The organism is Paractinoplanes tereljensis (genome assembly GCF_016862435.1).
GTDB lineage: Bacteria > Actinomycetota > Actinomycetes > Mycobacteriales > Micromonosporaceae > Actinoplanes > Actinoplanes tereljensis.
The window spans coordinates 135,864-157,207 of the sequence record NZ_BOMY01000034.1 but is presented as its reverse complement, the minus strand read 5'-3'; the positions used below and the strand labels follow the sequence as shown (position 1 = coordinate 157,207).

The 21,344-nt window shown below is 67.0% G+C and carries 20 protein-coding genes; 10 read left to right on the top strand and 10 right to left on the bottom strand.

Annotated features, from left to right (window positions below; translation table 11 throughout):
* The first annotated feature begins 307 nt into the window (after positions 1 to 307).
* A complete protein-coding gene (locus Ate02nite_RS25830) occupies positions 308 to 1,309 on the top strand; it encodes an IS630 family transposase (protein ID WP_239147684.1) in 1,002 nt (333 codons plus the stop codon).
* Between the two features lie 118 nt (positions 1,310 to 1,427).
* On the opposite strand, the gene Ate02nite_RS25825 is transcribed toward Ate02nite_RS25830, so the two are convergent.
* Complete coding sequence (locus Ate02nite_RS25825) at positions 1,428 to 4,484, bottom strand: NACHT domain-containing protein (protein ID WP_203809949.1); 3,057 nt, start codon at positions 4,482 to 4,484, stop codon at positions 1,428 to 1,430.
* A 373-nt stretch (positions 4,485 to 4,857) separates the two neighbouring features.
* Between Ate02nite_RS25825 and Ate02nite_RS25820 the strand changes: the two genes are divergently transcribed.
* Positions 4,858 to 5,733, top strand: a complete 876-nt coding sequence (locus tag Ate02nite_RS25820) for an AraC family transcriptional regulator (protein ID WP_203809947.1) — start codon at positions 4,858 to 4,860, stop codon at positions 5,731 to 5,733.
* Here Ate02nite_RS25820 and Ate02nite_RS25815 read toward each other — a convergent pair.
* Entirely contained in the window at positions 5,722 to 6,330 is a 609-nt protein-coding gene (locus tag Ate02nite_RS25815; protein ID WP_203809945.1) for a hypothetical protein, read from the bottom strand. The genes Ate02nite_RS25820 and Ate02nite_RS25815 overlap by 12 nt on opposite strands.
* Before the next feature lie 45 nt (positions 6,331 to 6,375).
* On the opposite strand from Ate02nite_RS25815, the gene Ate02nite_RS25810 reads away from it, so the two are divergent.
* On the top strand, positions 6,376 to 6,963 hold the full coding sequence (locus Ate02nite_RS25810) for a methyltransferase family protein (RefSeq protein ID WP_203809943.1): 588 nt from the start codon (positions 6,376 to 6,378) through the stop codon (positions 6,961 to 6,963).
* Here Ate02nite_RS25810 and Ate02nite_RS25805 read toward each other — a convergent pair whose 3' ends face one another.
* The 3 genes from Ate02nite_RS25805 to mraY all read right to left on the bottom strand — a co-directional run bounded on the left by Ate02nite_RS25805 (position 6,964) and on the right by mraY (position 10,068).
* Positions 6,964 to 7,818, bottom strand: a complete 855-nt coding sequence (locus tag Ate02nite_RS25805; RefSeq protein ID WP_203809941.1) for a glycoside hydrolase family protein — start codon at positions 7,816 to 7,818, stop codon at positions 6,964 to 6,966.
* Entirely contained in the window at positions 7,815 to 8,810 is a 996-nt protein-coding gene (locus Ate02nite_RS25800) for a cellulase family glycosylhydrolase (RefSeq protein ID WP_203809939.1), read from the bottom strand. Before Ate02nite_RS25800 ends, Ate02nite_RS25805 begins: the two co-directional genes overlap by 4 nt.
* A 154-nt stretch (positions 8,811 to 8,964) precedes the next feature.
* The gene (mraY, locus tag Ate02nite_RS25795) at positions 8,965 to 10,068 is read right to left on the bottom strand and encodes a phospho-N-acetylmuramoyl-pentapeptide-transferase (RefSeq protein WP_203809937.1); all 1,104 of its coding nucleotides are present in this window, start codon (positions 10,066 to 10,068) and stop codon (positions 8,965 to 8,967) included.
* Positions 10,069 to 10,154: 86 nt separating this feature from the next.
* Here mraY and Ate02nite_RS25790 point away from each other — a divergent pair, with 86 nt between their 5' ends.
* Together Ate02nite_RS25790 and Ate02nite_RS25785 are read left to right on the top strand one after the other, a co-directional pair.
* Complete coding sequence (locus Ate02nite_RS25790) at positions 10,155 to 10,592, top strand: SRPBCC family protein (RefSeq protein WP_203809935.1); 438 nt, start codon at positions 10,155 to 10,157, stop codon at positions 10,590 to 10,592.
* A 96-nt stretch (positions 10,593 to 10,688) separates the two neighbouring features.
* A complete protein-coding gene (locus Ate02nite_RS25785) occupies positions 10,689 to 12,425 on the top strand; it encodes a serine/threonine-protein kinase (RefSeq protein ID WP_203809933.1) in 1,737 nt (578 codons plus the stop codon).
* Here the strand turns inward: Ate02nite_RS25785 and Ate02nite_RS25780 are convergent, their stop codons facing one another.
* Complete coding sequence (locus Ate02nite_RS25780) at positions 12,426 to 12,788, bottom strand: DUF4267 domain-containing protein (RefSeq protein ID WP_203809931.1); 363 nt, start codon at positions 12,786 to 12,788, stop codon at positions 12,426 to 12,428. It lies immediately after the preceding gene.
* A gap of 77 nt (positions 12,789 to 12,865) precedes the next feature.
* Here Ate02nite_RS25780 and Ate02nite_RS25775 point away from each other — a divergent pair, with 77 nt between their 5' ends.
* On the top strand, positions 12,866 to 13,438 hold the full coding sequence (locus tag Ate02nite_RS25775; RefSeq protein WP_203809929.1) for a TetR/AcrR family transcriptional regulator: 573 nt from the start codon (positions 12,866 to 12,868) through the stop codon (positions 13,436 to 13,438).
* Here the strand turns inward: Ate02nite_RS25775 and Ate02nite_RS25770 are convergent.
* Positions 13,435 to 14,271 (bottom strand): SDR family NAD(P)-dependent oxidoreductase, encoded by an 837-nt coding sequence (locus Ate02nite_RS25770; protein WP_239147683.1) that lies wholly within the window; start codon positions 14,269 to 14,271, stop codon positions 13,435 to 13,437. The two genes, Ate02nite_RS25775 and Ate02nite_RS25770, sit on opposite strands and share 4 nt — an antisense overlap.
* A gap of 17 nt (positions 14,272 to 14,288) precedes the next feature.
* Here Ate02nite_RS25770 and Ate02nite_RS25765 point away from each other — a divergent pair, with 17 nt between their 5' ends.
* On the top strand, positions 14,289 to 14,903 hold the full coding sequence (locus Ate02nite_RS25765; RefSeq protein ID WP_203809927.1) for a DUF998 domain-containing protein: 615 nt from the start codon (positions 14,289 to 14,291) through the stop codon (positions 14,901 to 14,903).
* On the opposite strand, the gene Ate02nite_RS25760 is transcribed toward Ate02nite_RS25765, so the two are convergent.
* On the bottom strand, positions 14,814 to 15,137 hold the full coding sequence (locus Ate02nite_RS25760; RefSeq protein ID WP_203809925.1) for a hypothetical protein: 324 nt from the start codon (positions 15,135 to 15,137) through the stop codon (positions 14,814 to 14,816). The two genes, Ate02nite_RS25765 and Ate02nite_RS25760, sit on opposite strands and share 90 nt — an antisense overlap.
* Before the next feature lie 179 nt (positions 15,138 to 15,316).
* Here Ate02nite_RS25760 and Ate02nite_RS25755 point away from each other — a divergent pair, with 179 nt between their 5' ends.
* A complete protein-coding gene (locus Ate02nite_RS25755) occupies positions 15,317 to 15,739 on the top strand; it encodes a hypothetical protein (RefSeq protein WP_203809923.1) in 423 nt (140 codons plus the stop codon).
* A 63-nt stretch (positions 15,740 to 15,802) separates the two neighbouring features.
* Positions 15,803 to 16,069, top strand: a complete 267-nt coding sequence (locus tag Ate02nite_RS25750; RefSeq protein ID WP_203809921.1) for a nuclear transport factor 2 family protein — start codon at positions 15,803 to 15,805, stop codon at positions 16,067 to 16,069.
* 1,127 nt (positions 16,070 to 17,196) lie between these two features.
* Here Ate02nite_RS25750 and Ate02nite_RS25745 read toward each other — a convergent pair.
* Positions 17,197 to 19,374: an ATP-binding protein gene (locus tag Ate02nite_RS25745; protein WP_203809919.1), complete on the bottom strand. Its 2,178-nt coding sequence runs from the start codon at positions 19,372 to 19,374 to the stop codon at positions 17,197 to 17,199.
* Positions 19,375 to 19,471: 97 nt separating this feature from the next.
* Between Ate02nite_RS25745 and Ate02nite_RS25740 the strand changes: the two genes are divergently transcribed.
* Positions 19,472 to 19,939, top strand: a complete 468-nt coding sequence (locus Ate02nite_RS25740; protein ID WP_203809917.1) for a response regulator transcription factor — start codon at positions 19,472 to 19,474, stop codon at positions 19,937 to 19,939.
* A gap of 8 nt (positions 19,940 to 19,947) precedes the next feature.
* On the opposite strand, the gene Ate02nite_RS25735 is transcribed toward Ate02nite_RS25740, so the two are convergent.
* A complete protein-coding gene (locus Ate02nite_RS25735) occupies positions 19,948 to 21,279 on the bottom strand; it encodes a PP2C family protein-serine/threonine phosphatase (RefSeq protein ID WP_203809915.1) in 1,332 nt (443 codons plus the stop codon).
* Positions 21,280 to 21,344 lie beyond the last annotated feature (65 nt).

The following is a 21,344-nucleotide window of genomic DNA, read 5'->3' as shown; positions in this document are numbered from 1 at the left end:
GGTCACAGCGGCGGCGGTAGCGAAGCACTTCCGCCCGGACGTCTTCAACCGCTGGTGAGATCTTTTTAAGGCCCGGCTTCCGTACGGCGGAAGCCGGGCCGCCCTCTCAGTTCCGCCGCCTAGTGCCTCGTCTTGGAACGTTGGCCGGGTAATCCACCGGTTTCGGGTGTGAATCGGGCACGCTTTGCCTTCCAGGTGCGGAAGGCGGTGGTGCCGGGTGGGCAGACGCCCGGAAGTGTTCGTCAGAGTGCTGTCGACGGCCGAAGGCCAGCGACTATAGAGAATCACCCGCACGGCCAAGGATCCGGTGAAGCTGCGCCGGTCGATCGTCGTCTTGATGTCGGCCCAAGGACAGCCGGCGCCGGATATCGCGCATCTGTTGAAGGCCACCGATGACTATGTCCGTGACGTGATCCACGCGTTCAACGACAGGGGGTTCGACGCCCTGGACCCAAAATGGAACGGGGGCACACCGAACAAGATTGACGAGCAGACCCGCGACTGGATCTGCGTCATCGCCCGGTGTGACCCCCGATTCCTCGGCCTGCCGTTCTCCGGCTGGTCACTGTCGAAGCTGCGGGACTACCTGATCGAAGTCGGCCGCCTGGTGTCGATCAGTATCGAGACCAGGCGGCGGATCCTGCACGAACGCGGCGTCACCTGGCAGACCTCGAAAACGTGGAAGGCCAGCAACGACCCCGACTTCACGTCGAAGATGCGCCGCATCCTGGACCTCTACGACCAGCCACCCACCGGCGGCCGGGTCATCTGCATCGATGAGTTTGGACCGCTGAACCTGCAACCACGACCCGGAAAGGCCTGGAAACCGCAGGGCAAACCCGTCCGGCTCCGCGCCACCTACCACCGCGACCACGGTGTCCGGCACATGATCGCCAGCCTCGACCTGACCACCGGGAAGATCCATTACCGGATCCGGGACCGGAAACGCTCGAGCGAGTTCCTCGACTTCCTCAAATCCCTGCGCCGCCGATGGCCAGGACAAACCCTATATCTGATCCCCGACAACTTCTCCCCGCACAAACACCCCACAGTGCGGGCCAGGTGCCAGGCCAACCACGTCGAACTGGCATTCCTGCCGACCTACAGCTCCTGGCTGAACTGGATCGAAGCCGAGTTCGCCGCCCTACGCTACTTCGCGTTCAACGGCACCGACCACCAATCACACACCGAACAAGACACGGCGATCGGTGACTACATCCGCTGGCACAACCAACGCGCCCGTCCCAAGACCGGATACGCAACCAACTCCAAGATCCGCCACCCGGATTACCCCTTCAAGGCCGCATGACGAGCACTAGGCGGCTTCGCTGACCACCCGGAAAGTCCGGTCGATTAGGCGGTAGAGGGCCACCGAGCCGTAGGCGTTGCCTCGGACGGACTCGATGCCGTCCGCATGAGGTGATCAGCTAATGGCCGAAAGTGAAGACCTTGACAAAATCGGCAGCCTGCTTAGTAAGAAAATTAACAAAAAGGTCTTCCTGTCGAAGGTATCCTAGGATTTCTTCGTCGGACCATGGTCCGCCAAGTCGATAGCCCAGCTTCAGGCACGCCAGCTTCTCCCGTTCTCTAGAATCGTATTGCCGAGGATCCATTCCGAACTGCATTCGCAGAAACTCCAATGCTCCGTCGGGAATATCGGCCGACTCTAGGCGTGATGCCGGAAGACTGCATATAGCCCAGGGCAATAGGTAGATGTGAGGAGTGGAATCATCGTGTTCTACTTCTAGCCGCCACCTAGAGAGAAGGGCATCTTGCAATTTCCCTGCGACCCGTTGCTCCTCGATGAGAACCCCGCTCCATCCGAGTATCCAAGCCACGCCGGCAAATTCGTACGATTCTATACTTTGGGACGCGAATTCAGCCACGCTGTAAGCAATTTGACGAATTCCAGGATTGCGGTCGACGTATTCCTTGAGCTCTGAGAAGGGGGACTGCAAGATGGCATGCAGCGCCAAAGCTAACCCATCAACGCGCTCTGCCCGGTTTTCCGAGCCTAACAATTGGTGCACCTGAATAGGCACCGCATTGTCATCAAGAGAATCAAACCGTCGCCCAACGAGGTTCTCAAGTATGTGGAATACTTCTTGGGTAACATGCGAGTCGCGCAGCAAATAGTCATGGCATGTTCGGTACAGTTCCTTGTCGTACCTTGAGCCAACTATCCGATCCAGCGCGAGCTCGCTGAAACCTGGATTGCTAAACAGGGCATCGAGCGCAAGTCTAGCCACTTCGGGAGACATGGCGATTTCGTCCGCCATGCAGTCGACTAGATTTTCCGCGGCAACAACAGCCGTATCAATTTGTTCTTTTGTGTGGACGTCCCCATCGGAGACTTCCGGGAGGCGCGCCATACGAACTAACTCTTCAACTATGGTGCTCCCTTTGCGGCCGCTAAGTGCGGCGGAGAGCGTGACTACCTCTTGCCAGCGTGGGTCGGCAAGGTACGGCCTTAGTCTCAACAGGAGCGGCGTCTCGTTTAGTTCTTCAGGCAGCCACTCATTCGTGATCGACAAAGCACAAAGATACTCTTGGAATGTTAGATGCTTAAACTCGTAGACAGATTCGAGACTTCCGGCGATTACCTCGTAACCATGAAGATTGAGAAGGCTACTGCGCTCTTCTATTCGGTCGACAAGACGTCCAACAGAAACCTTCGCAAAACCGAGTACATCGGGCATTTGGCGCCTAGATTCACGGAACAGACGACGAAGCTCTCCGGAGGAAACTCGCTGAGATCCGGCGATCATCATTGAATAGGCCGTATACGCAAGCTGCGGTAGGGCCTCATCCGGATCGATAGCCTCATGTCCTTCTGTGTTCCACGTGGCTAGTAGCAGTTCAATAGCTTTTCTATACAGAACGGAACGCTGACGAGGAAGCTGTCCAGCCCATCTTCTTACGAGCAGCAGCGTCGTTAGAAGCAGAGGATTGGTGGCCAGGGTACGGACGCGATCTATTTCCAAAATCTCGTCGACGAGCTGATAGGCCTTTTGCTCAGTTTCCTTGTCTTTGCCAACCACTTCGCGGTTCCATGAGAGCACCAGGTTCGCAATACCGTCATTCCCCAGCTCGGCGACCCTCATGGTCTTGCACACGGAAGCGACAGCGCCGGCGACAGGACGAAATCCGAATTCACGCGAGGTAAGGACAATTCTTACGTCTGGGTAGGTCGCGACAAAGGTTCGTAGCTGTGAGGTGAAGGCGATTCTCTGTGATGGGTCCGAGATTTCGTCGAGGCCGTCTATCAGAAGCATCATCCCCCCGCCCCGCAGCAATTCTCCAATAAGTGCCGAAAATGGCGCGGATAGATCGGGGCGCTCTGCGCGCAATATTTGATCATCTATCACTGTTCTAATTGGTCGCTCAACCAGGCTCCCGAGCCGGCGACAGCGTATAAGGACAGGGAACAGTCGTAGCGGCGGCAAATTATCGTTGGAATCATTTAGGCGGCTTGGGTCTGCATAGGCAACCGCTAGGCGCTTAATGAGGGTGGACTTGCCTGCCCCTGGTAGCCCGAGAATCGCTAACTTTGAGTACTCCGAGAACGCGTCTCCGAGCCGGACTTCCATGCTAACAGGCGAAGCTTTCGCAGGGTGTCCCGCGGATGTTGCAGTGGTATCCCTCGGGTCGTCGATTTCTTCGAGCAATGCTGCGACGTATAGAGATTCGAGCTTGAAGGGCTTGGAGACAATGGCTTCATCTGCTGGCATCCCTTCGAGGCTCAAAACCCCGCACTCGGCGAGGATGTAGCGAAGATATGCCGCCTTCGCGTCCGATGTGTCAGGCAACGTTGCGGGGTCATCCGCAGTGATGACTCTCGGGAGTTCAAACTCGCCAAGATAATCTGCGAAAGCTTCTGAGAGTACTTGGCCATCGGAATGAACAACGCATACTGCCTGTCTTGCGTCGCCAGCTCGGTAGTAAATCGCCCAAAGCCAGCCCTTTGAGCTCGCGAGAAGCTCGATATCCGGCTCGGGCACCAACGAGCTGTGGTTCCGGCTGACGAGGCGACCGGCCGCTTCCGCGGCCACGGCCCGCGACACGATCACGCCTCGTTCTTCAAGTAGCGATACGACATCGCCGCCGTCGAGGAGCGTAATCCTGGGTTGGCCAAAACTGCGTTCCTGCTCCAACGCGGAGGAGCGAAAACCCGAGACCGAAACAAAATAGCCTTCGATGGGTACGTTGGAGGTTCGACGCTCGGCGTCAAGTACACCGTAGAACTTATTGATGTCACTCCCACCAATGGGATCTTCCTGCGCCTTGCACTCAGCCCGAACGCCCCGATTTTCGAGTCTGTGGGCACCCGTGATATCGACCTCGCGGCCGCTCTTTGCGACGTCAAACTTGAGGTCGTCATATCCGAGGGCATAGAACAAATCAGCCGCTAGGCGTGTCATCACATCGCCCTTTTCGTTTGCCGACCTCGCTAGAACCCTAAGCGTCGCACCGAACGCCTTCACTGATGTGTCCTTCCTTGGACATGACTACGATGATCGTGGTCTTAACTTGGCGCTCACCTCGGCGTATGCGAGCTCCAGCTGGCCGGTGACCCGGGCACCGATCAGGCGCAGCGTCGGCCGCTCGCCCGGCGCCGGAGCCGGCCCACCACAGAGCAACAGGAACCGCACCCTCCAAAGCCGGCACCACCCTATACGGCGCGCAATGAGATCGACCGCTTCGCTGAGGCCGAACGCGTTGCGCACGGCCCGCTCCGATTCGCTCAGCTGATCCATGAGCATCTGTCGGTTATCTCGGCGCATGATCTGATCGGGCCAGCGCTATCGGGCGGGGCCGGGGGTCTGGCGGACAGAGTTGAGGGCGGAAGGGGGCACCATGATCTCGGCACTCAACCGGCTCGTCGACCTTGTCGAGGAGAGCCTTGGCGGGGACTTTGACGTGAAGGCTGCGGCTAAGGAGCTCGGCACGACCGAATACCACCTGCGGCGGATGTTTTCGTCGCTTGCTGGGATGCCGCTGTCGGAATACGTGCGGCGGCGGCGGATGACTGTCGCCGCGGCTGCGGTCGTTCGGGGTGAGGAAGGCCTGCTCAGCGTCGCTGTTCGGCATGGGTATGGGTCTACCGAAGCCTTTGGGCGGGCATTTCGGGCCGTGCATGGTGCTGGGCCTGGGGACGTGCGCCGGGATGGTGGGCCCCTTCGGACACAACCGCAGCTCAGGTTCCGCCTGACCGTTGAAGGGAATCTACCCATGGACACTCGCATCGCTGACCAACCCGCGTTTCGGCTTGTTGGGCACGCTGCCCGCGTTCCGCTTGTTCACGAAGGGGTCAACCCGCACATCCAGCAGCACGTCACCGCTCTGCCGCCGGAGGAGCACCTGCGGTTGAAGGACCTTGGGGACACTGAGCCGGCGGGGCTGCTTGCGGTCAGCGACGACCTTGACCCGGATCGGGCTGAGGGCTCCGAACTTACCTATCTGCACGGGGTTGCCGTGTCGCCTGGCGCGGCCGTTCCGGGGGATCTCGACGTCATCGACGTTGCGGCCGGGCGGTGGGCGGTTTTTCGGACCTCAGGTCCGTACCCGCAAGCCTTGCAGACAGCTTGGGCCGCGACCGCGACCGAATGGTTTCCGTCCAACCCGTGGCGGCTTCGGCCCGGGCCGGAGATCGTCGCGGTGCTTGAGCGGGCCGCTGACTTCAGCACGGCGACCTGTGAGCTCTGGCTGCCGGTCGAACCGTCAGTTCAGTAGGCGCTGGGCCCAGTAGACCTGACCGTCGGGTCCTACGCAGATCAGGGCTACCAATAGGTCCGCGACCAAAGCGGGCGCGGTGGCGACGGGTGGCGTTCCCGGCCGTTCCGTGTGCAGCACGGTCTGGAACGTCACCGGCGACACGTCCAGCGAGGACACCGCGATGGTGCTGCCCGCACCCTCGTCGGTGCTGCGCAGCCATGGGTAACGCTCTTCGGCCAGGTCCAGGGAACCGTCTGAGCCGGTGCCTACCTGGTCGGGGTCCGCCGCCGTGGCGGCGATGAAGCCGGGCAGCAGGTGCCGGCGCTGGTCCAGCAGGACGATCCGCAGGGAGCCGTTCCTCTGCGGGTGCGGCGGGCGGGTCCAGCTGACATGCCCTAGGAAGATCTGGTCGCTGTCGTCGGTCGCGACCTCGGCGTTTACCGGTTTCAGCGCGGCGTCCGCGGTCGCCTGGTCGACCAGCTGCAGGGTCGCTTGGGCGTTCAACGCCTCCGGGCCGTACGGCGGGCGGTTGTGCCACCAGCGCCGGCCGGTCACGCCGCCGGCCGCGGCCAGGAGTAGCACTACGCCCAGGATCAGGGCCGACCGCCGTCTCATTTTCGGAGTGACCTCTGTCCGTATGCCGCGTGTGACACTGCCAGCATGCCAGTGCCGTACGTGGAACTGTCGAATTCGGCGCGGACGGTGTTCTTCGGCGGCGCCGGGGCCTTCGCGGTGGGTGAGCTCGCGCAGGCGTTCCGGCTGCGGCTCGCGGCGGCGGCCGTCGATCGTTGGGCGGAGGTCCTGTTCCGGGTGGTGTTCTTCGGCGGGATCCTGATGCTGCCGCTCAGCCGGGCGGTCGTCCCGGGGGCGGTCATCGGCGGGGGTGGGCTCGTGTTCGGGCTCGGCGCGGCGGTCGGGCTGGCCGGGTTGCTGTTGCGGTGGTGGTCGTTCGCGAGCCTGGGCCGGTACTTCACGGTCGTGGTGAAGACCAGCGCTGATCAGGTCGTGGTGGATCGGGGGCCGTACCGGGTGCTGCGGCATCCGAGCTACACCGGGCTGCTGCTCGCCTTCGCTGGGGCCGGTCTGATGTGGGGGAACTGGGTCGGCGCGGCCGGGTCGGTCGGGCTGATCCTGGCCGCGCTGATCTACCGGCTGCGGATCGAGGAGCGTGCCCTGATCGCCGCGCTGGGCGACCCCTACCGCGCGTTCGCGGCGACCAGGGCCCGGCTGATTCCTTACCTGTGGTAGCTACTTGGCGATGGCCGTGCCGTGCCGGCAACCGGCGCAGGTCACCGCGCTGAGGGCGGTCCAGGTGTTGAGGTCGGTGCTGGTGGCGGTGTAGATGCCGCCGCCGGTGCTGTACCGGTCGACGTAGATGCGCCAGCTGCCGTTGTCCAGTTTGACCAGGGACGGGCCCTCGTAGCCGGAGGCCCACAGGGTGCCGCGGTTGATCCAGCCGGTGGTGAGGCTGGCCGTGGTGGTCCAGTGCTCGATGTACTTGCCGGTCTCGTCCTTGGTGAAGGCGTGCCAGGTGCTGCCGGACTTCACGACGTACGTGTCGATGTGGTTGGTGCCCAGGCCCCACATCTGGGACGGGCCGCTCCACGAGGTCAGCGCCGTGTTCTGGGCGGTGTAGACGTACGGCCGGAAGCAGGCCGAGCAGGTGGTGGCCGCGACGCTGGTGATCAGGCGGACCGTGCTGCCCTCGACGTAGAACTCCGGCGCCCACGTGTATTTGGTGCTGGCTATGCCGGACGGGATGCTGGCGATGTTCGTCCAGCTGGTGAGGTTGCTGCTGGACGCGATGTTGAAGTAGGTGGAGTTGGTGGTCCAGGACTGCACGGTGTACGCGATGTAATAGACGCCGTTGTACTTCAGGATGCTCGGGTCACGCAGCACCCCGGTCGGGCCGTGGAAGTTGGTGTCCGACAGCACGCTGTAGGTCGTACCGCCATTGGTTGATTGGTAGATCCACAGCTCTTCGTCGGCGGCCGCGTCACCCTTGAAGGTGGCGTAGACCAGCGTGGTGGCCGCGACGGCCGGCCGCGGCGCGGCCAGGACCGTGACGAGTACGGCGAGCAGCGTCGCCAGAAGCTTCCTCACAGTCCCCACCCCCAGCGCAGCTGAGCAACGCCGGACGCGTTGTTGACGGCCAGCCCGGACCCGCTCTGCCGGGTGATCGAGTAGGTGTCCCCGGTGCGCAGGCCGGGCCAGTAGACGATGCCCATCTGCCGGGCCCGGGTCAGGTCGGTGGTGGCGGCGAAGTACGAGGTGAAGACGTTGCCGTCCTGGTTGGCGGCGCCGGTGTAGGTGAGCCCGGTGGTCATCGGCGAGCCGGCCTCGTCGATCACGGTGCGCGACGAGTACGACCCGAGCCGGTTGCTCAGGTTGGTGGTCCACGCGGCCCGGGTGGTGTCCGACGCCCAGAACCCGTAGAAGTGCAGCGAGAGCAGCGTGCCGCTGAGCGCGCTGGCCGCGCCCACCCCGGTCACGTTGTCGTTGTAGCCGGTGCCACTGATCAGGACCCGGCCGCGGGGGATGTTGGCGTGCCGGGACAGCCAGGTCGAGCAGAGCGACACCCAGGCGCTCAGGCTGTAGCCGAACGGCTCGTTCATCGGCTCGAAGTAGACGTTGGCGTTGCCGGCGTAGTCCGTGGTGACCCGGTCCCACATGGTGTTCCAGGCGGCCGGGTCGTCGACGTACCCGTCCTTGGCGGTGTCCGCCTCCCAGTACGAGACGATGACCTTCATGCCGTGCGCGAGGGCGGAGTCGAACGCGCCCTTGTAACTGGCCCACCAGGTGTCATTGACGCTCTGCGGGTTGATCGGCAGGCGGACCGTGTTGGCGCCGAGCAGGCTCTGGAAGCCGGCGATGATGCCGTTCGCCTTGGTGTAGACGGTGCTGTAGCTGTCCGCGGCGGTCAGTCCGGACGGGATGACCCACCCGTTGACGTAGTTGTCGCGGGCGTCGGCCCAGTTCACCCCGCGGAAGCTGTTCGTGGCCGCGGAGGCGTCGCCGGCGACGGCGACCAGGGGGACAGCGATTGCCGCGGTGAGGGCTGCGCCGAGTAGCGCGCGTAGCCGTCGACGTCTCATGGAGCACTCCAACCTGGGGATGTTTACGTAAACATCGAGCTGGGGGAGCAGTTGATGCACACGTTCGGGGGATTGGCGGCACACGTCGCCGGCGCGACGCATCCAAGTTGCTGAATGATTGCGCCGACATGACGTGCGTGTCAAGGAGCCCGATTCAGCCGACGACCGCCAGGAAGTCCGAGTAGAACAGGCCCAGGCCGATCGCCACGCAGACGCCGGACACGATCCAGAACCGGACCACGATGTTGACCTCGCTCCAGCCGGCCAGCTCGAAGTGGTGGTGCAACGGCACCATCCGGAAGACCCGCCGGCCGGTGGTGCGGAACGAGACGATCTGGATCACCCAGGTCACCGTGATGATCACGAAGAGGCCGCCGATGATGATCGACAGGAGCGTGGTGCGGGTCGCCACGGCCAGGCCGCCGATCAGGCCGCCCAGGCTGAGTGCGCCCACGTCACCCATGAAGATCCGGGCCGGGGACGTGTTCCACCACAGGAAGCCCACGCAGGCGGCGGCCGCCGCGGCCGCGATCATGGCGATCTCCAGCGGATCTCGCACCTGGTAGCAGTAGTCGTTGGCGGTGGCGTACGCGGTGTCGCCGCACCAGTGCCGGTACTGCCAGTACCCGATCAGCGCGTACGCGCCCAGGACCAGGACCGACACGCCGGTGGCCAGGCCGTCCAGGCCGTCGGTCAGGTTCACGCCGTTGGACATCGCGGTGATCACGAAGACGAAGACGATCACCGAGCCGACCTTGCCGACGTCCAGCCAGCTGATGTCGCGGATGAACGAGATGTGCTCGCTGGCCACTGTCTCGCCGTTGGTGCTGGCCGTGTAGAGCGCGGCGATGCCGAACCCGGCGCCGACGAGTGCCTGGCCGAGCAGCTTGCCCTTGGCCGACAGGCCGTCGGAGTTGCGCTTGCGCACCTTGAGGAAGTCGTCGATGAAGCCGACCACCCCGCAGAACACGAACAACCCCAGCAGGACCAGGGCCGTCATCGTCGGCCCCTCCTGCGCGATCTGCCGTTCCGGCAGGGTGGTCAGGGCAATGTGCCCGGCCACGTACGCGAAGACGGTCGCCACGATGAACGCGACGCCACCCATCGTGGGGGTGCCCTTCTTGCCCACGTTGGAGGCGAGCCCGATGGACCGGATCGGCTGGCCGGCCTTGAGCGCGGTGAAGACCCTGATCGCGACCGGGGTGCCGAACAGCGAGATGAGGAACGCGACAGCGGCCGCGACGATGACGGCCCTCACGGGCGAACCTCCACGAGATCAATCACGGGACATGAGCTTGCCATCCGGCAGCAAGAGGACATTCACCGGATCTCTAAGGTGAGCGGATGCCGACGGATCACTTCCGCCATTCCTTCCATGTCGCGGCGCCGGCCGGGGAGATCTACGCCCATCTGATCGAGCCGCGGAACTACATCGGGCTCTCGCCGTTGCTGGTGGCGGTGCGCGACGTCCGGCCGGGCCGCGACGAGATCACCTATCTGGGTGTCGAACGCTTCCGGTTCGGGCCGTTCACGTGGGACAACCGGCTGCGGGTGACGCTCACCCCGGTCACGCCGGACCGGCAGCTGCGCAGCTCGGTGATCAGCCCCGGCGCGGTCCGCCTGGTCGCCACCGTCGACCTGGTCCCGGACGGCGACGGCACCCTGGTGACCGAGTCGGTGGAGCTGCGTACGCCCGCGGTGTTGCGTCGTTTCGCTCTTGGCCAGGCGACCGCCGTGCAGCAATCCCGGGCCGCCGAACTGACCCGACGGATGGAACGCTGACCACGATCACCCGAATGCGGTCACCCGATCGACGGATCGTGATCAAGCCTGATGCCGGGCTACCCTCCCCGCGGTTCGACGGGCATACGGGGGCGCATGAGCACGACGGATTCGTTCGGGTCGGGATTGATGGCCGGCCGGTACCGGCTGGTGGAGCGGCTCGGCGCCGGTGGGATGTCGGTGGTCTGGCGTGGATTCGACGAGGTGCTGGGCCGTCAGGTCGCGGTCAAGGTGCTTCCGCCCTCCAGCAGCGCGGACCCGATCTTCCGGCGCCGGCTGCAGGCCGAGGCCCAGGCCGCTGCGCGCCTGACCCACCCCAACATCACCAACGTGTACGACTACGGCGAGGCGACCACGGTAGACGGTGAACCGGTGCCGTTCGTGGTGATGGAACTCGTGCAGGGCGAATCGCTGGCCGCGGTCCTGGCCCGGACCAGGTTCCTGCCGTGGCAGCACGCGGTGCGGATCGCGGCCGAGGTCGCGGGCGGGCTGGCGGCCGCGCACTCGCGGGGGATCGTGCACCGGGACGTCACCCCGTCGAACGTGATGCTTCCCACCGGCGGGGCGAAGGTGGTCGACTTCGGCATCTCCGCGCTGATCGGGGAGAACGACATCGGCCCGGACGGCAGCCTGATGGGCACCCCCGCCTATCTGGCGCCGGAGCGGCTGGAGGGCGGGCAGGTCAGTTCGGCCACCGATGTGTACGCGGTGGGCCTGCTGATCTACCGCGCCCTGGTCGGCCAGTTGCCGTGGGACGTCGGCACCACCACCCAGCTGCTGCGCGCCCACCAGTACGTCGAGCCGGACCCGCTGCCGCCGATCGACGGCCTGCCGACGGTGGTCACCGAGCTGATCGGCCGCTGCCTGGAGAAGCGGCCGCAGGACCGGCCGTCCAGCGCCGAGCTGGCGCGGGTGCTGGCCGGGATCGCCGCCGGGGTGCCGGCCGGGCCGCTGCCGGAGGGGGACGCCGACACGACGATCCTGCCGGCGCTGCGCTCGTACCCGAATGTGATCCGCGTCGAACAGCCGGAATCTCGCGATACAGCGCAGGTCAGGGCACCCCGGCGCCCTCGGCGGGTGCTGGTGGCCGCCGCTACCGTGCTCCTGCTCGGTGCCGGAACCTACGTGTGGAGCCTGACCAGCCGGGATCACGACCGCGACGCACCCGGAGCCGTGCGGTCGAGCGGGGAATGCGTGGTCGCCTACGCCGTCCAGTCCGACAAGGGCGGCCAGTTCACCGCGCGGATGACAGTGGCCAACCGAGACTCGGTGCCGATCAGCGACTGGAATCTGTGGTTCATCCTGCCCGGCGATCAGGTGCTGACGAACGGCGATGTCATCCAGGCCGGCAACACCGTGACGGTGGGATCGAGCCGGCCGCTGGGGGCGATGAAGTCGGTGACCATGCCGGTCGCCGGCGGCTATCACGTCAGCAATGCGGTGCCGCTGGCGTTCCGGCTCAACAACATTCCCTGCGAGGCGTACGTGTCGGGAAAGCCGGGCGAGCCGATCAAGCTGGTCCAGCGCTCGCCCAACGGCAAGGTCAAGTTGGTGCCGGTGGCCTCCGGGGCTGTCCCGGTCCCGGGCGTGTCTGTCGACCCGAGCGGCGGGGTGCACCTCAATCCGATCACGATCACGACCGCGCCGTCGTCGCCGGTGAGCACCGAGCCTGATACCGAGACGGGAACGGAAACAGCCAGCCAGGCGCCGGACGAGCCGAGCACGGCAGTCTCCTCGACAACCGTCATAAAGGCTCCGCCGCCCACCCCGCCGCGGCACGGGGTCCCGACCACGACATCGGCCAGCGCCGAACCGTCCGTCGAGGTCTCCTGATCAGACGGCGAACAACAGGACGGCGCTGATCAGCACGGTCACCGCGGTGGCGAAGTGGATGCCGAACGCGACCGCCTTGGTGCCGCCGTGCCGCAGCACGATCACCGTGTCGCCCAGCGGCGCCAGCGCCACGACCAGCATGAACCACGCCTCCGCCGGCGCACCCACAAAGGCGAGAAGGGCCAGCCCGACCAGGCCGTACGTGAGGTCGCGAACCCCCTTGACCGCGAGGTAGGCGCTCGGTTGGGCCGGCACGCCGTACCCCGCCGCGGCCGCCGCCGGCACCAGCAGGAACCGGACGCCGATGAAGATGATGAAGAGATTGAGCACGATGGCGAGCCCGTAGGCGATGAAGCTGAGCACGACTTCTCCTTCGCTAGCGTTGCTAGAACTCCTGGCAAAGCTAACAGGCTTTCGCTAGTGCCGCTAGAATCGCTGTCATGGCAATCCGAGAACGCCGTGAGCGCGAACGCCTGGACCGCGAACGGTTGATCGTCGCGGCCGCCCGCGAGCTCGCCGAGGCCGAGGGCTGGGACGCCGTCACCACGCGCCGGCTCGCCGACCTGATCGAATACAGTCAGCCGGTCCTCTACAGCCATTTCAAGGGCAAGGACGCGATCATGGCGGCGGTGGCCGTCGAGGGCTTCGCCGAGCTGGCCGCCGAACTGCGCGCCGCCCGAACAAAAACCTCAAACCCACCAGCTTCGCTGGCCGAGACAGCCGCCGCGTACGCGCATTTCGCCGAAACCCGTCCGATTCTGTACGAGGCGATGTTCACCAAGGCGGTCGACCTGACGTTCGCGAGTCCGGAGACGCGGCCCGAGTTGCAGGCGGGCTTCGGCGAACTCCGCGAAGCGGTGCGCCCCCTGGTCGGCGACGACGACCTGGAGGTGAGCACCGAGGTCCTCTGGGCCGGCCTGCACGGCCTGGTGACGCTGACCCGGGGCGGCCGCCTGCGCCGCGAGGACCACGACCGGCGGCTGGCCGTGCTGCTCCGCCGCTTCAGCGACTAGGGCGCGCTCTGTTCGGCCAGGCCGACCGCCGCGAGGCTGGACTGCCACAGGCGCCGCGCCCGGGCCGGGTCTTTCGAGCGCTTGGTCGCGGCGAACGGCGTACGGCCGGCGAAGTATCCGCCCGGAAGCAGGGCGTCCGGCGCGGTGGCCAGCCACAGCAGGGTTTCGGCGCCCTGCTCGCTGGAGCGGAACAGCCCCGGCGCGAGGCCGGCCAGGCTGAAGGCCGGGCTCTGCCGCCCGAAGCCGCTGCGCACCAGACCCGGGAAGAAGCACGTCGGCACGATGCCGAGGCCGGCCCAGCGACGGGCCGCCTCCACCGTCATCAGGATGTTGGCCTGCTTGCTGGCCCCGTAGGCGAGCCAGCGGCTGACCTGGCGGCGCCCCGGCCGGTCCACGTCGAGCGTGCCCCACGCCTCGGCCAGCGAGGAGGTGGTGACGATCCGGGCCGGGCCGGCGGCCCGCAGCCGGTCCAGCAGCAGATGGGTGAGCAGGAAGCCGCCGAGGTGGTTGATCTGCATGGTCGCGTCGTGCCCGTCGGCGGTGGGCCGGCGCACCGAGGTCAGCAGCCCGGCGTTGTTGGCCAGCACGTCGACGCGCTCGTAGGCGGCCGCGATCGCCGCACCCACCGCCCGGACCTCGTCCAGCACCGCGAAGTCGGCCCGGTACGACGCCGGGGTCCGGCCCCCGGCCTCCCGGACCCGGGACACGGCGTCCGCCAGCCGCCCCGGATTCCGGCCGAGCAGCACGACGTCATCTCCGGCACGGGCGAGGGCGACGGCCGCCGCCAATCCGATCCCCGAGCTCGCGCCCGTCACCACCACAGTCCGGCGCATACGATCATGATGACGGTATGACCCGTTCCCGGCTCGCCGCACTGGCCGCTCTCGCGGTCACCGCCGGTGCGGGCGTCATGCTGTGCACGCTGGTGGCCGAGCCCGGCTCGTGGTGGCAGGGCTATGTCAGCGAGGCCGGGGCGGCCGGTAGGCCGTACGCCATGGTCTATCGCCTTGGTCTGGTTCTGCTCGCCCTGGGCGTGGCCCTGCTGAGCCGAGCCGTGCGACGCGCCGGGCTGTTGTTGCTGGTGGCGGCCGTCCTGGCCGGCACCTCCGGCGTCGTGCCGTGCAGCGCCGGGTGTCCGTTACCGCCCTACGAACCGACGACACCCACCGACGTCATCCACACCGCCGTCAGCATCCTGGGCATGGCCGTCCTGGCCGCCGCGATGGCCAAGACCTGGAGGGCCGCGGCGGGCCCGGCGCTGAGGCGGCTGACCGCCGCCGCCCTGACGCTGACCCTGCCGCTGGGCGCCGCCCTGGGCCTGACCATGCTGCTGGCCGGCCGCGGCACGGCCGGCGCCCTGCTGGAGCGAGTCCTGCTAGGCGTCGCCGCAACCTGGCTGATCGGAACAGCCCTGCTCACCAGCACCAGTCAGGAGCGCGAACCCGTCCACCAGGCCCTGCCATAGTTCTTCCGCGGCGGCGCGCACCCGCGCGTCCAGGTTGCGGTGCACGACCCACTTGGCGTCCCCAAGCCCCATGCCGGTGCCGTCCGCAAGAGATTTGATCGCCTGGATCGGCGAATCGGTATGCCGAAGGAGTTCTCGCGCGATCTCGTCCGCGCCGGCACCGGCCGCAACCATCTGCCGCGCCATCTCCGCCAGGAGCCGGACCTGCTTCACGCGCGCTTCCGCGTCAGTCACGCCGGCAGCGTAACGAGGCGCCCTCCCCGACTACGATGCCATTTCCAGGACGGGAGACGCTGTGAGCCAGAGGCTTCAAACGAAGGCCGGTTCGAAAGGCTCGTTCCCATCACGACATTCCATCAGCTCCGGCCGGACGGCCGAGAGCGGCCGGAGGGATTTGTCTCTACCGTGCCCACATGCGGCATCTATCGATCGTCATGGCGGTCCTCGGCGTGATCTCCGTTTCCGCCTGTGGCGCGGCCGGTTCTGAGCCCGCCGCGGCGCGGCCGGCGACGTCCGTCGCCTCCGTGGCGGCATCGGCTGGTTCCGCCTCGCCCACCGCGGCTGAGGCGGTCGCCGCCTGCAAGCTCGCGGCCGCGGCGCCCCGGCCCGGCGAGGCGATAGACATCGATGAGCCGGCGATCAAGGACCTGATCGCGAACGCCGGGAAGTCTGGCGTCGAGAGCATCGAAAAGGCCGGCGCGCAGGTGCAGGACCGGTACTCGGCCTGGCTCCGCGCGGACATCGGCGACGAATCGGCGAACGCCCAGGACGATCTCCTGGACGCGGCGGGCCGGGTCAACCGCGCCTGCATCGACGCCGCAGTGCCGACGTCATGAGCTCAGAGGAAGTGGTGCGCGGGCACCTGGGGGCCTTCAACGCTCGTGACCTTGATGCCCCTGATGGCTGGTTTCACCGAGGACGCCTGGTGGGTCACCAGCGTCGTGCGCGGGCGAGGTGAGCTGACCGAGTTCTTCGCCGCCGCGATGGCGGGCCTGCCGCCGACCCTGATGATCCAGGACCTGCTCGCCGCAGGCGACCGAGCCGCCTGCCAGCTGACCGTAGCCGGCAAGGAGCAGACGTTCTCCATCGCGGGCTTCTACCGACTGCGGGGCGACCGCATCGAGTCGGCGAGGATCTACCGCGAGGGCAACGCCGAGATCTCCTGACGAAGCGGCGGCCTTCGTGCCCCGTCACCGTGTCTCCGTCAAGGACTACAACGGGACGCCCAGCGGCCTGTCACTCTGGGTGCAAAACGATCATGAACGGACCCGGAGCGCGGATACGCGGATCTGCCGATGAGCGCGCCTTGCGAGTGGCTGAGTTTTCGGACGGGCGGATTCCGGTCTGCGTCCCGGTTTCTCGCCGGTAGGCGGTTCAGAGCGCCGGCTGGTGGCGACGCTGCGGGTTCGCCGCCGAATCCGTGTAGATCTAGCCGAGTTGCTGTTAGGAGCTGACAGTAACTCCGCAAGGTCGACACCACAGCTGCCGAATTGTCCGACATGTAGGCACTCCATGCGGCCAGGTTTGTCGGTGCTGCGCGGCCTGCGTGTGGATCGTGGAGGGTTCCTGTTCTGAGCGAGCAGGAACTTCGCAAGATCAACGTGACAGTGCACGGAATGCCCGGCTTACCACCGCTTCGCGGAGGGGTCTGACATCTTGCGGGACGGTGATCCAGCGAGTGGACGACGGCGTCAGGCATCCGGATCTGCCGCGAACAATGCGCGTCCCACCTGCGACACCATCATAGATCGTGAGCGAGGCTTGGCTTGAGCGCGCGGACGCGGGAGGCTTCAAGCGGGGTGGTGCCCAAACTCCCGAACATCCACAACGGTGGCATCCCGCTGGTGCCGAAACTCGCGCGCATTGAGCGGAGGGCATCGGCAGAACCGGGGTGGCTTGCTGGGTTCGTCGCCAGGCAGGTTGGGGCCGTGGGGCGCCGGGCTGCAGGATGGACATGGACCAAGGTCAGTGTTGTTCACGGCGCCCAGGTCGAGGATCGTGTGCCCTGTAATGGCGACCTTCGTAGTTACCGCTACCGCATCTACGCATCGACCGACAGGGCTTACACGCGTTGCATCGGGTTGACGTGGTGCTCGGCCTGTCGCGAGTATTCGGGCACGATGGTGTATGTGGCGCGGGGCGTAAACCTCATGAACCGGCTGGCTGGTCTGCCAGCACTTGAGCGCGAGAAGCTGCTCCGTAGTGAGGTAAAGCTGCTCGATTATCTTGATCGCCTTGCCCGGCGCGGCTCTTGGCCGACTGGCAGGTAGCGACGTCGTGCGCGCCGCCCGGCTCACTGCGGCGGTGCTGCCTGGTCGAGCAGCGCGGCGGGCAGGGTGACAGTTATCCGGGTTCCGCCGCCGGGGTTGTCCGCGGCGGTGATGACGCCGCCGTGGCGCTGGGCGATCCGCTGGCAGATGGACAGGCCGAGGCCGGTTCCGGCGTAGTGGTCGCCTCGATCGGCCCGGTAGAAGGTGGCGAAGATCGCGCCGTGCTGATCGGGCGGGATGCCGATGCCGCGGTCGGCGATCATGAGACGCAACTCGCCGGTCCGGGACGTCTCGGCGGTGATGTCGAGTTCGGCGGCCTGGCCGGGCCGGGTGTATTTCAAGCCGTTCCCGATCAGATTGTCGAGCAGTTGCCGCATCATCGTCGCGTCGGCTCGAATCTGCGGTAGCGGGCCGATGAAGACGTGCGGGACCGGTGCGTCCAGGTGCGCGGCGTGTTCGGTCAACCGGTCCGCGACGGTCTGGGTCACCAGCGCGTGGAGGTCGACGTCAGCCAGTTCCAGCTGGGCATCGCGGGCGGCCGCGTAGCGGAGCAGTTCGTCGATGAGCCGGTCCATCCGATGAGCCGCGTCGAGCACCTGACGCAGATGAGCGGAGGCCGTATCCCGTGGTGCCCCGGCGGCGAGGGCCGTCACGGCGAGATGGGTGAAGCCCGCGACCGCCGTCAGCGGTCCTTTCAGGTCGTGGGCGACGACGCCGGCGAAGGCGGTCAGTTCGGCCTGGTGCTCGCGCAGGGCGGTGATGTCGTGCGACGAGGCCACCGCGCCGACGAGGCCGCCGTTCTGGTCGTACAGCGGGCGGCTGTGCACCTGCAGGACGCGCCGGTGGCTTTCCGGCCCGGCGGTGGTCACCTCCAGGCCGTCGATGACCTCCCCGTCCAGCGAGCGCCGCAGCGGCAACTCGGATTCCGGCAGGGCCCGGCCGTCGAGGGCGTTGAGGCTCAGGCGGGTGCTGAGTTCGGTGATCGTCGACAGGCTCGCCTCGGCACCCAGGCAATCACGGGCGGCCCGGTTCAGGTGGGTGATCGAGCCGGTGGTGTCGCAGGTGCTGACGGCGACCTCGAGGGCGTCGAGCACCTGGGTCAGGCGGGTCCGCTGGGAGGCGAGGTCGTCGTGTGCGGTCCGCAGCAGCGCCTCGGCGGCATACCGCGCGTCGAGTTCGGTGTGCAGGTGGGCGGCGCCCCGGACCAGCTCCGAGGTGGCGCTACGGACCCGCTGGTCGGCCCGGGCCCGTCCGGTGATCAGGACCACTGCCAGCAGGGCGGTCAGCCCGCCGACGATTCCCGCCGTCACCGGAACTGCGCTGCGCACACCCGGAAGACGGGCCGCGACCGCGTCGATCTGGATCGTCCAGTGCGCCTGTGCCACCGCCAGGTCAAGGGCGCGATGCAGGTCTCGCCGGGTGGTGTCGGAGGCACGCAGGCTGGCCACCGTCACCAGCGGGCGGTCGGCGACCGGGACCAGGAGCGTCACGTCGACCAGGTCCTGCGAGAACCTCTGCATGGTGGCGCTGATGAAGTCCTGGCCCCGCAGGCTGATCACGACCCAGCCCTGGAACGACCGGTACTCGCCGCTCTGGACCGGTGCGGCCAGGGCGAAGGAGAGCTGACGGCGGCCCGGCGGCAGCAGGTTGTCACGCAGCAGCGGAAACGGGTCCGAGACGGTGATCCGGCCGGAGGCCCGGGCCTGGCGCATCGCGGTCGCGGCGGCCGGCGCGAGGGTCGAGTCCCGGCCGATCCGGGGCGGGTTCGACCCGTCGACCGTCTGATTCATCACCGCGAACAGGTGCTCGCCGACGCGGCGGTTCGGTGCGAGTCGCAGCCCGGTGGAGCCGCGTGACCGCCAGAGCGCCTGGGTGGCGGCGATCTGATCGTCGCGCGCGGGCACGACGAACGCGACCGCGGGAACACCGCTGAGGCCCAGGTAGCGCAGTGGCGCCGTGATCCGCTGGAACGCGCCGGCGGTCAACGGCTCGGCGGCCGCGAGGCCACCGGTCACCAGGGTCAGGGCGTCGACGTAGCGGTTCAACTGACTCGCCGCGGCGGCACTGATCAGGGCCGCCCGGTTGTCGATCTGCTGCCGGGCCACCCGGCCCTGGGTGGCTTCGGCGGCGCCGGCGACCACCAGGCTGGCCAGGCCGACGAGCGCGGCGGCCACACCGGCCAGCATCAAGGCCGACCTCATCCGGCTCGGGTTCAGCACCGGCCCGCAAGATCCATACCGGAAACCCTAACCGCGAAATGCCGGGAAGAGTACGCTATGCGGGAAATCTGGAGGCGTCATGGCGACGGTACTGATCGTGGATGACGACGAGGCTCTGCTCGGCTTGGTCGCCGCGACGCTGGCCGTCGCCGGCATCGACAGCCGCACGGCGACCAGCGGCGCCGAGGCGCTGGACTCGGTCTCCACGACCCTGCCGGACTGCGTCATCCTGGACATCAGGATGCCCGGACCATCCGGCCTCGACCTGTGTGCGACCTGGCGCGCCGACCGCCGCACCGCCGGCATTCCGGTGGTCATCCTGACGGCTCGTGGCCAGCTCGGCGACCGGGCTTCCGGCTTCGACTGCGGAGCCGACGACTACGTCGTCAAACCCTTCGACCCGCAGGACCTCAGCCGCCGGGTCCAGGCCTTGCTGAGCCCGGTACGGCAACAGCGCTGGCACCGGGAGCACAGCCTCCCGGCAGCGCAGGCGGCGCCCGAGCCCGTCCTGGTGCTCGGCGGAGGCCCCGTCCCCTGCGAAACCTGACTCCCCGCTCAAGGACGGGCGGGAACGTGCAGGGTCAGGATGGCGGTGTCGTCCGCGGCGTGGCCGCCGGTGTAGGCGACGAGGGCATCGTCGACGGCGGCGGCGAGTTGATCCGCGGAGTGGGCCGGGGCGTCCGCGACGACTTTCTGCAGCCGCTCCGGCCCGAACAGCTCCCGGTGGCCGATGGGGTGGCCTTCGGTGACGCCGTCGGTGAACAGGACCATGCTGTCGCCGGGGTGCAGGATCGTCCGCTGGTTGGACAGGTGCGGAGCGGGCCGCCAGCCGAGGATGAGGCCGTGGCGGCCGAGCATCTGGATGCGGCCGTCGGCGCGCCGGATGATCGCGGGGTCGTGGCCACCGCAGCTGACCCGCACGCTGATGCCGTCGCGGTGGGGTCGCAGGGTGGCGTAGACGGCGGTGAGGAACCGCCGGTCGTCGGTGTACCAGCCCAGTAGCGCGTCGTTGAGGGTGGCGAGGTTGGCGCTGGGATTCGCGCCTCGGGCAGCGGCTGCTCGCAGGGTGTATCGAGCCAGGGCGGTGACCTTGGCTGCTTGCGGGCCCTTGCCCGCGACATCGCCGACGACCACGGCCCAGGCGTCCCGGACGGACGGGAACACGTCGTAGAAGTCGCCGTAGACGTCAGCCTTGCCACCTGCGGCCCGCCGGTATCGCACCGCTATGTCGACCCCGGGAACCGCGGGCAGATGCGGTGGGAGCAGGCTTTCCTGCAGCGTGTCGGCAAGTTGTTCGGCGCGGACGGTCGCGGTCTCCGCGACGGCGGTGGCGGCTTCGGCTCTGGCGGTGGCGGCTTCGGCGTTGTCCACGGCCTCACGCAGGGCGATCTCACCGGCGGCGGCCTGCGACAGAGTGTGCAGAACCTCGACGTCGTGCGCGGTCCACTGCCGGGTGCTGGTGTCGACGGCACAGAATGTCCCGAGGATGTGACCTTCGGGAGAACGGACGGGGAAACCGGCCCAGGCGGCCACGCCCATCAGATCGATCGACGGGTTGGCCGCCGTACGCGGATCGGTCCGGGCGTCGGTCACGATCAGTTCGGCCCCGGAGCCGATGACGTACTGGCAGAACGACTGCTGCACGGTGTTCTGCCGGTCGGCGGGGTCGGTGCTGTCGATGCCGACGGAGCTCTTCCAGAACGAGCGGGTGTCGTCGACGATCGTCACGAAGGCGAACGGCGTGCCCAACAGGGTCGCGGCGAGCCGGGTCAGCCGGTCGAAGGCCTCTTCCGGGCCGGTGTCGAGCAGGCGCGTCCGGTGCACCGCGGCCAGCCGGCCGGGATCGAGGATCCGCGCGAGCGCGCCCTCATGATCGCCTCCGGCCATGAGGTCAATGTGACCACAGCCCGGGTTCTGCGGGAATCACCGGCCGGCTGATTGTTGAACGGCAC

Coding starts and splice junctions, on each gene's coding strand:
- Ate02nite_RS25820 (WP_203809947.1), top strand. CDS start 4,858: ATGATCTCGGCACTCAACCGGCTCGTCGACCTTGTCGAGGAGAGCCTT.
- Ate02nite_RS25815 (WP_203809945.1), bottom strand. CDS start 6,330: ATGAGACGGCGGTCGGCCCTGATCCTGGGCGTAGTGCTACTCCTGGCC.
- Ate02nite_RS25810 (WP_203809943.1), top strand. CDS start 6,376: ATGCCAGTGCCGTACGTGGAACTGTCGAATTCGGCGCGGACGGTGTTC.
- Ate02nite_RS25800 (WP_203809939.1), bottom strand. CDS start 8,810: ATGAGACGTCGACGGCTACGCGCGCTACTCGGCGCAGCCCTCACCGCG.
- Ate02nite_RS25790 (WP_203809935.1), top strand. CDS start 10,155: ATGCCGACGGATCACTTCCGCCATTCCTTCCATGTCGCGGCGCCGGCC.
- Ate02nite_RS25785 (WP_203809933.1), top strand. CDS start 10,689: ATGAGCACGACGGATTCGTTCGGGTCGGGATTGATGGCCGGCCGGTAC.
- Ate02nite_RS25775 (WP_203809929.1), top strand. CDS start 12,866: ATGGCAATCCGAGAACGCCGTGAGCGCGAACGCCTGGACCGCGAACGG.
- Ate02nite_RS25770 (WP_239147683.1), bottom strand. CDS start 14,271: ATGCGCCGGACTGTGGTGGTGACGGGCGCGAGCTCGGGGATCGGATTG.
- Ate02nite_RS25765 (WP_203809927.1), top strand. CDS start 14,289: ATGACCCGTTCCCGGCTCGCCGCACTGGCCGCTCTCGCGGTCACCGCC.
- Ate02nite_RS25755 (WP_203809923.1), top strand. CDS start 15,317: ATGCGGCATCTATCGATCGTCATGGCGGTCCTCGGCGTGATCTCCGTT.
- Ate02nite_RS25750 (WP_203809921.1), top strand. CDS start 15,803: ATGGCTGGTTTCACCGAGGACGCCTGGTGGGTCACCAGCGTCGTGCGC.
- Ate02nite_RS25745 (WP_203809919.1), bottom strand. CDS start 19,374: ATGAGGTCGGCCTTGATGCTGGCCGGTGTGGCCGCCGCGCTCGTCGGC.
- Ate02nite_RS25740 (WP_203809917.1), top strand. CDS start 19,472: ATGGCGACGGTACTGATCGTGGATGACGACGAGGCTCTGCTCGGCTTG.
- Ate02nite_RS25735 (WP_203809915.1), bottom strand. CDS start 21,279: ATGGCCGGAGGCGATCATGAGGGCGCGCTCGCGCGGATCCTCGATCCC.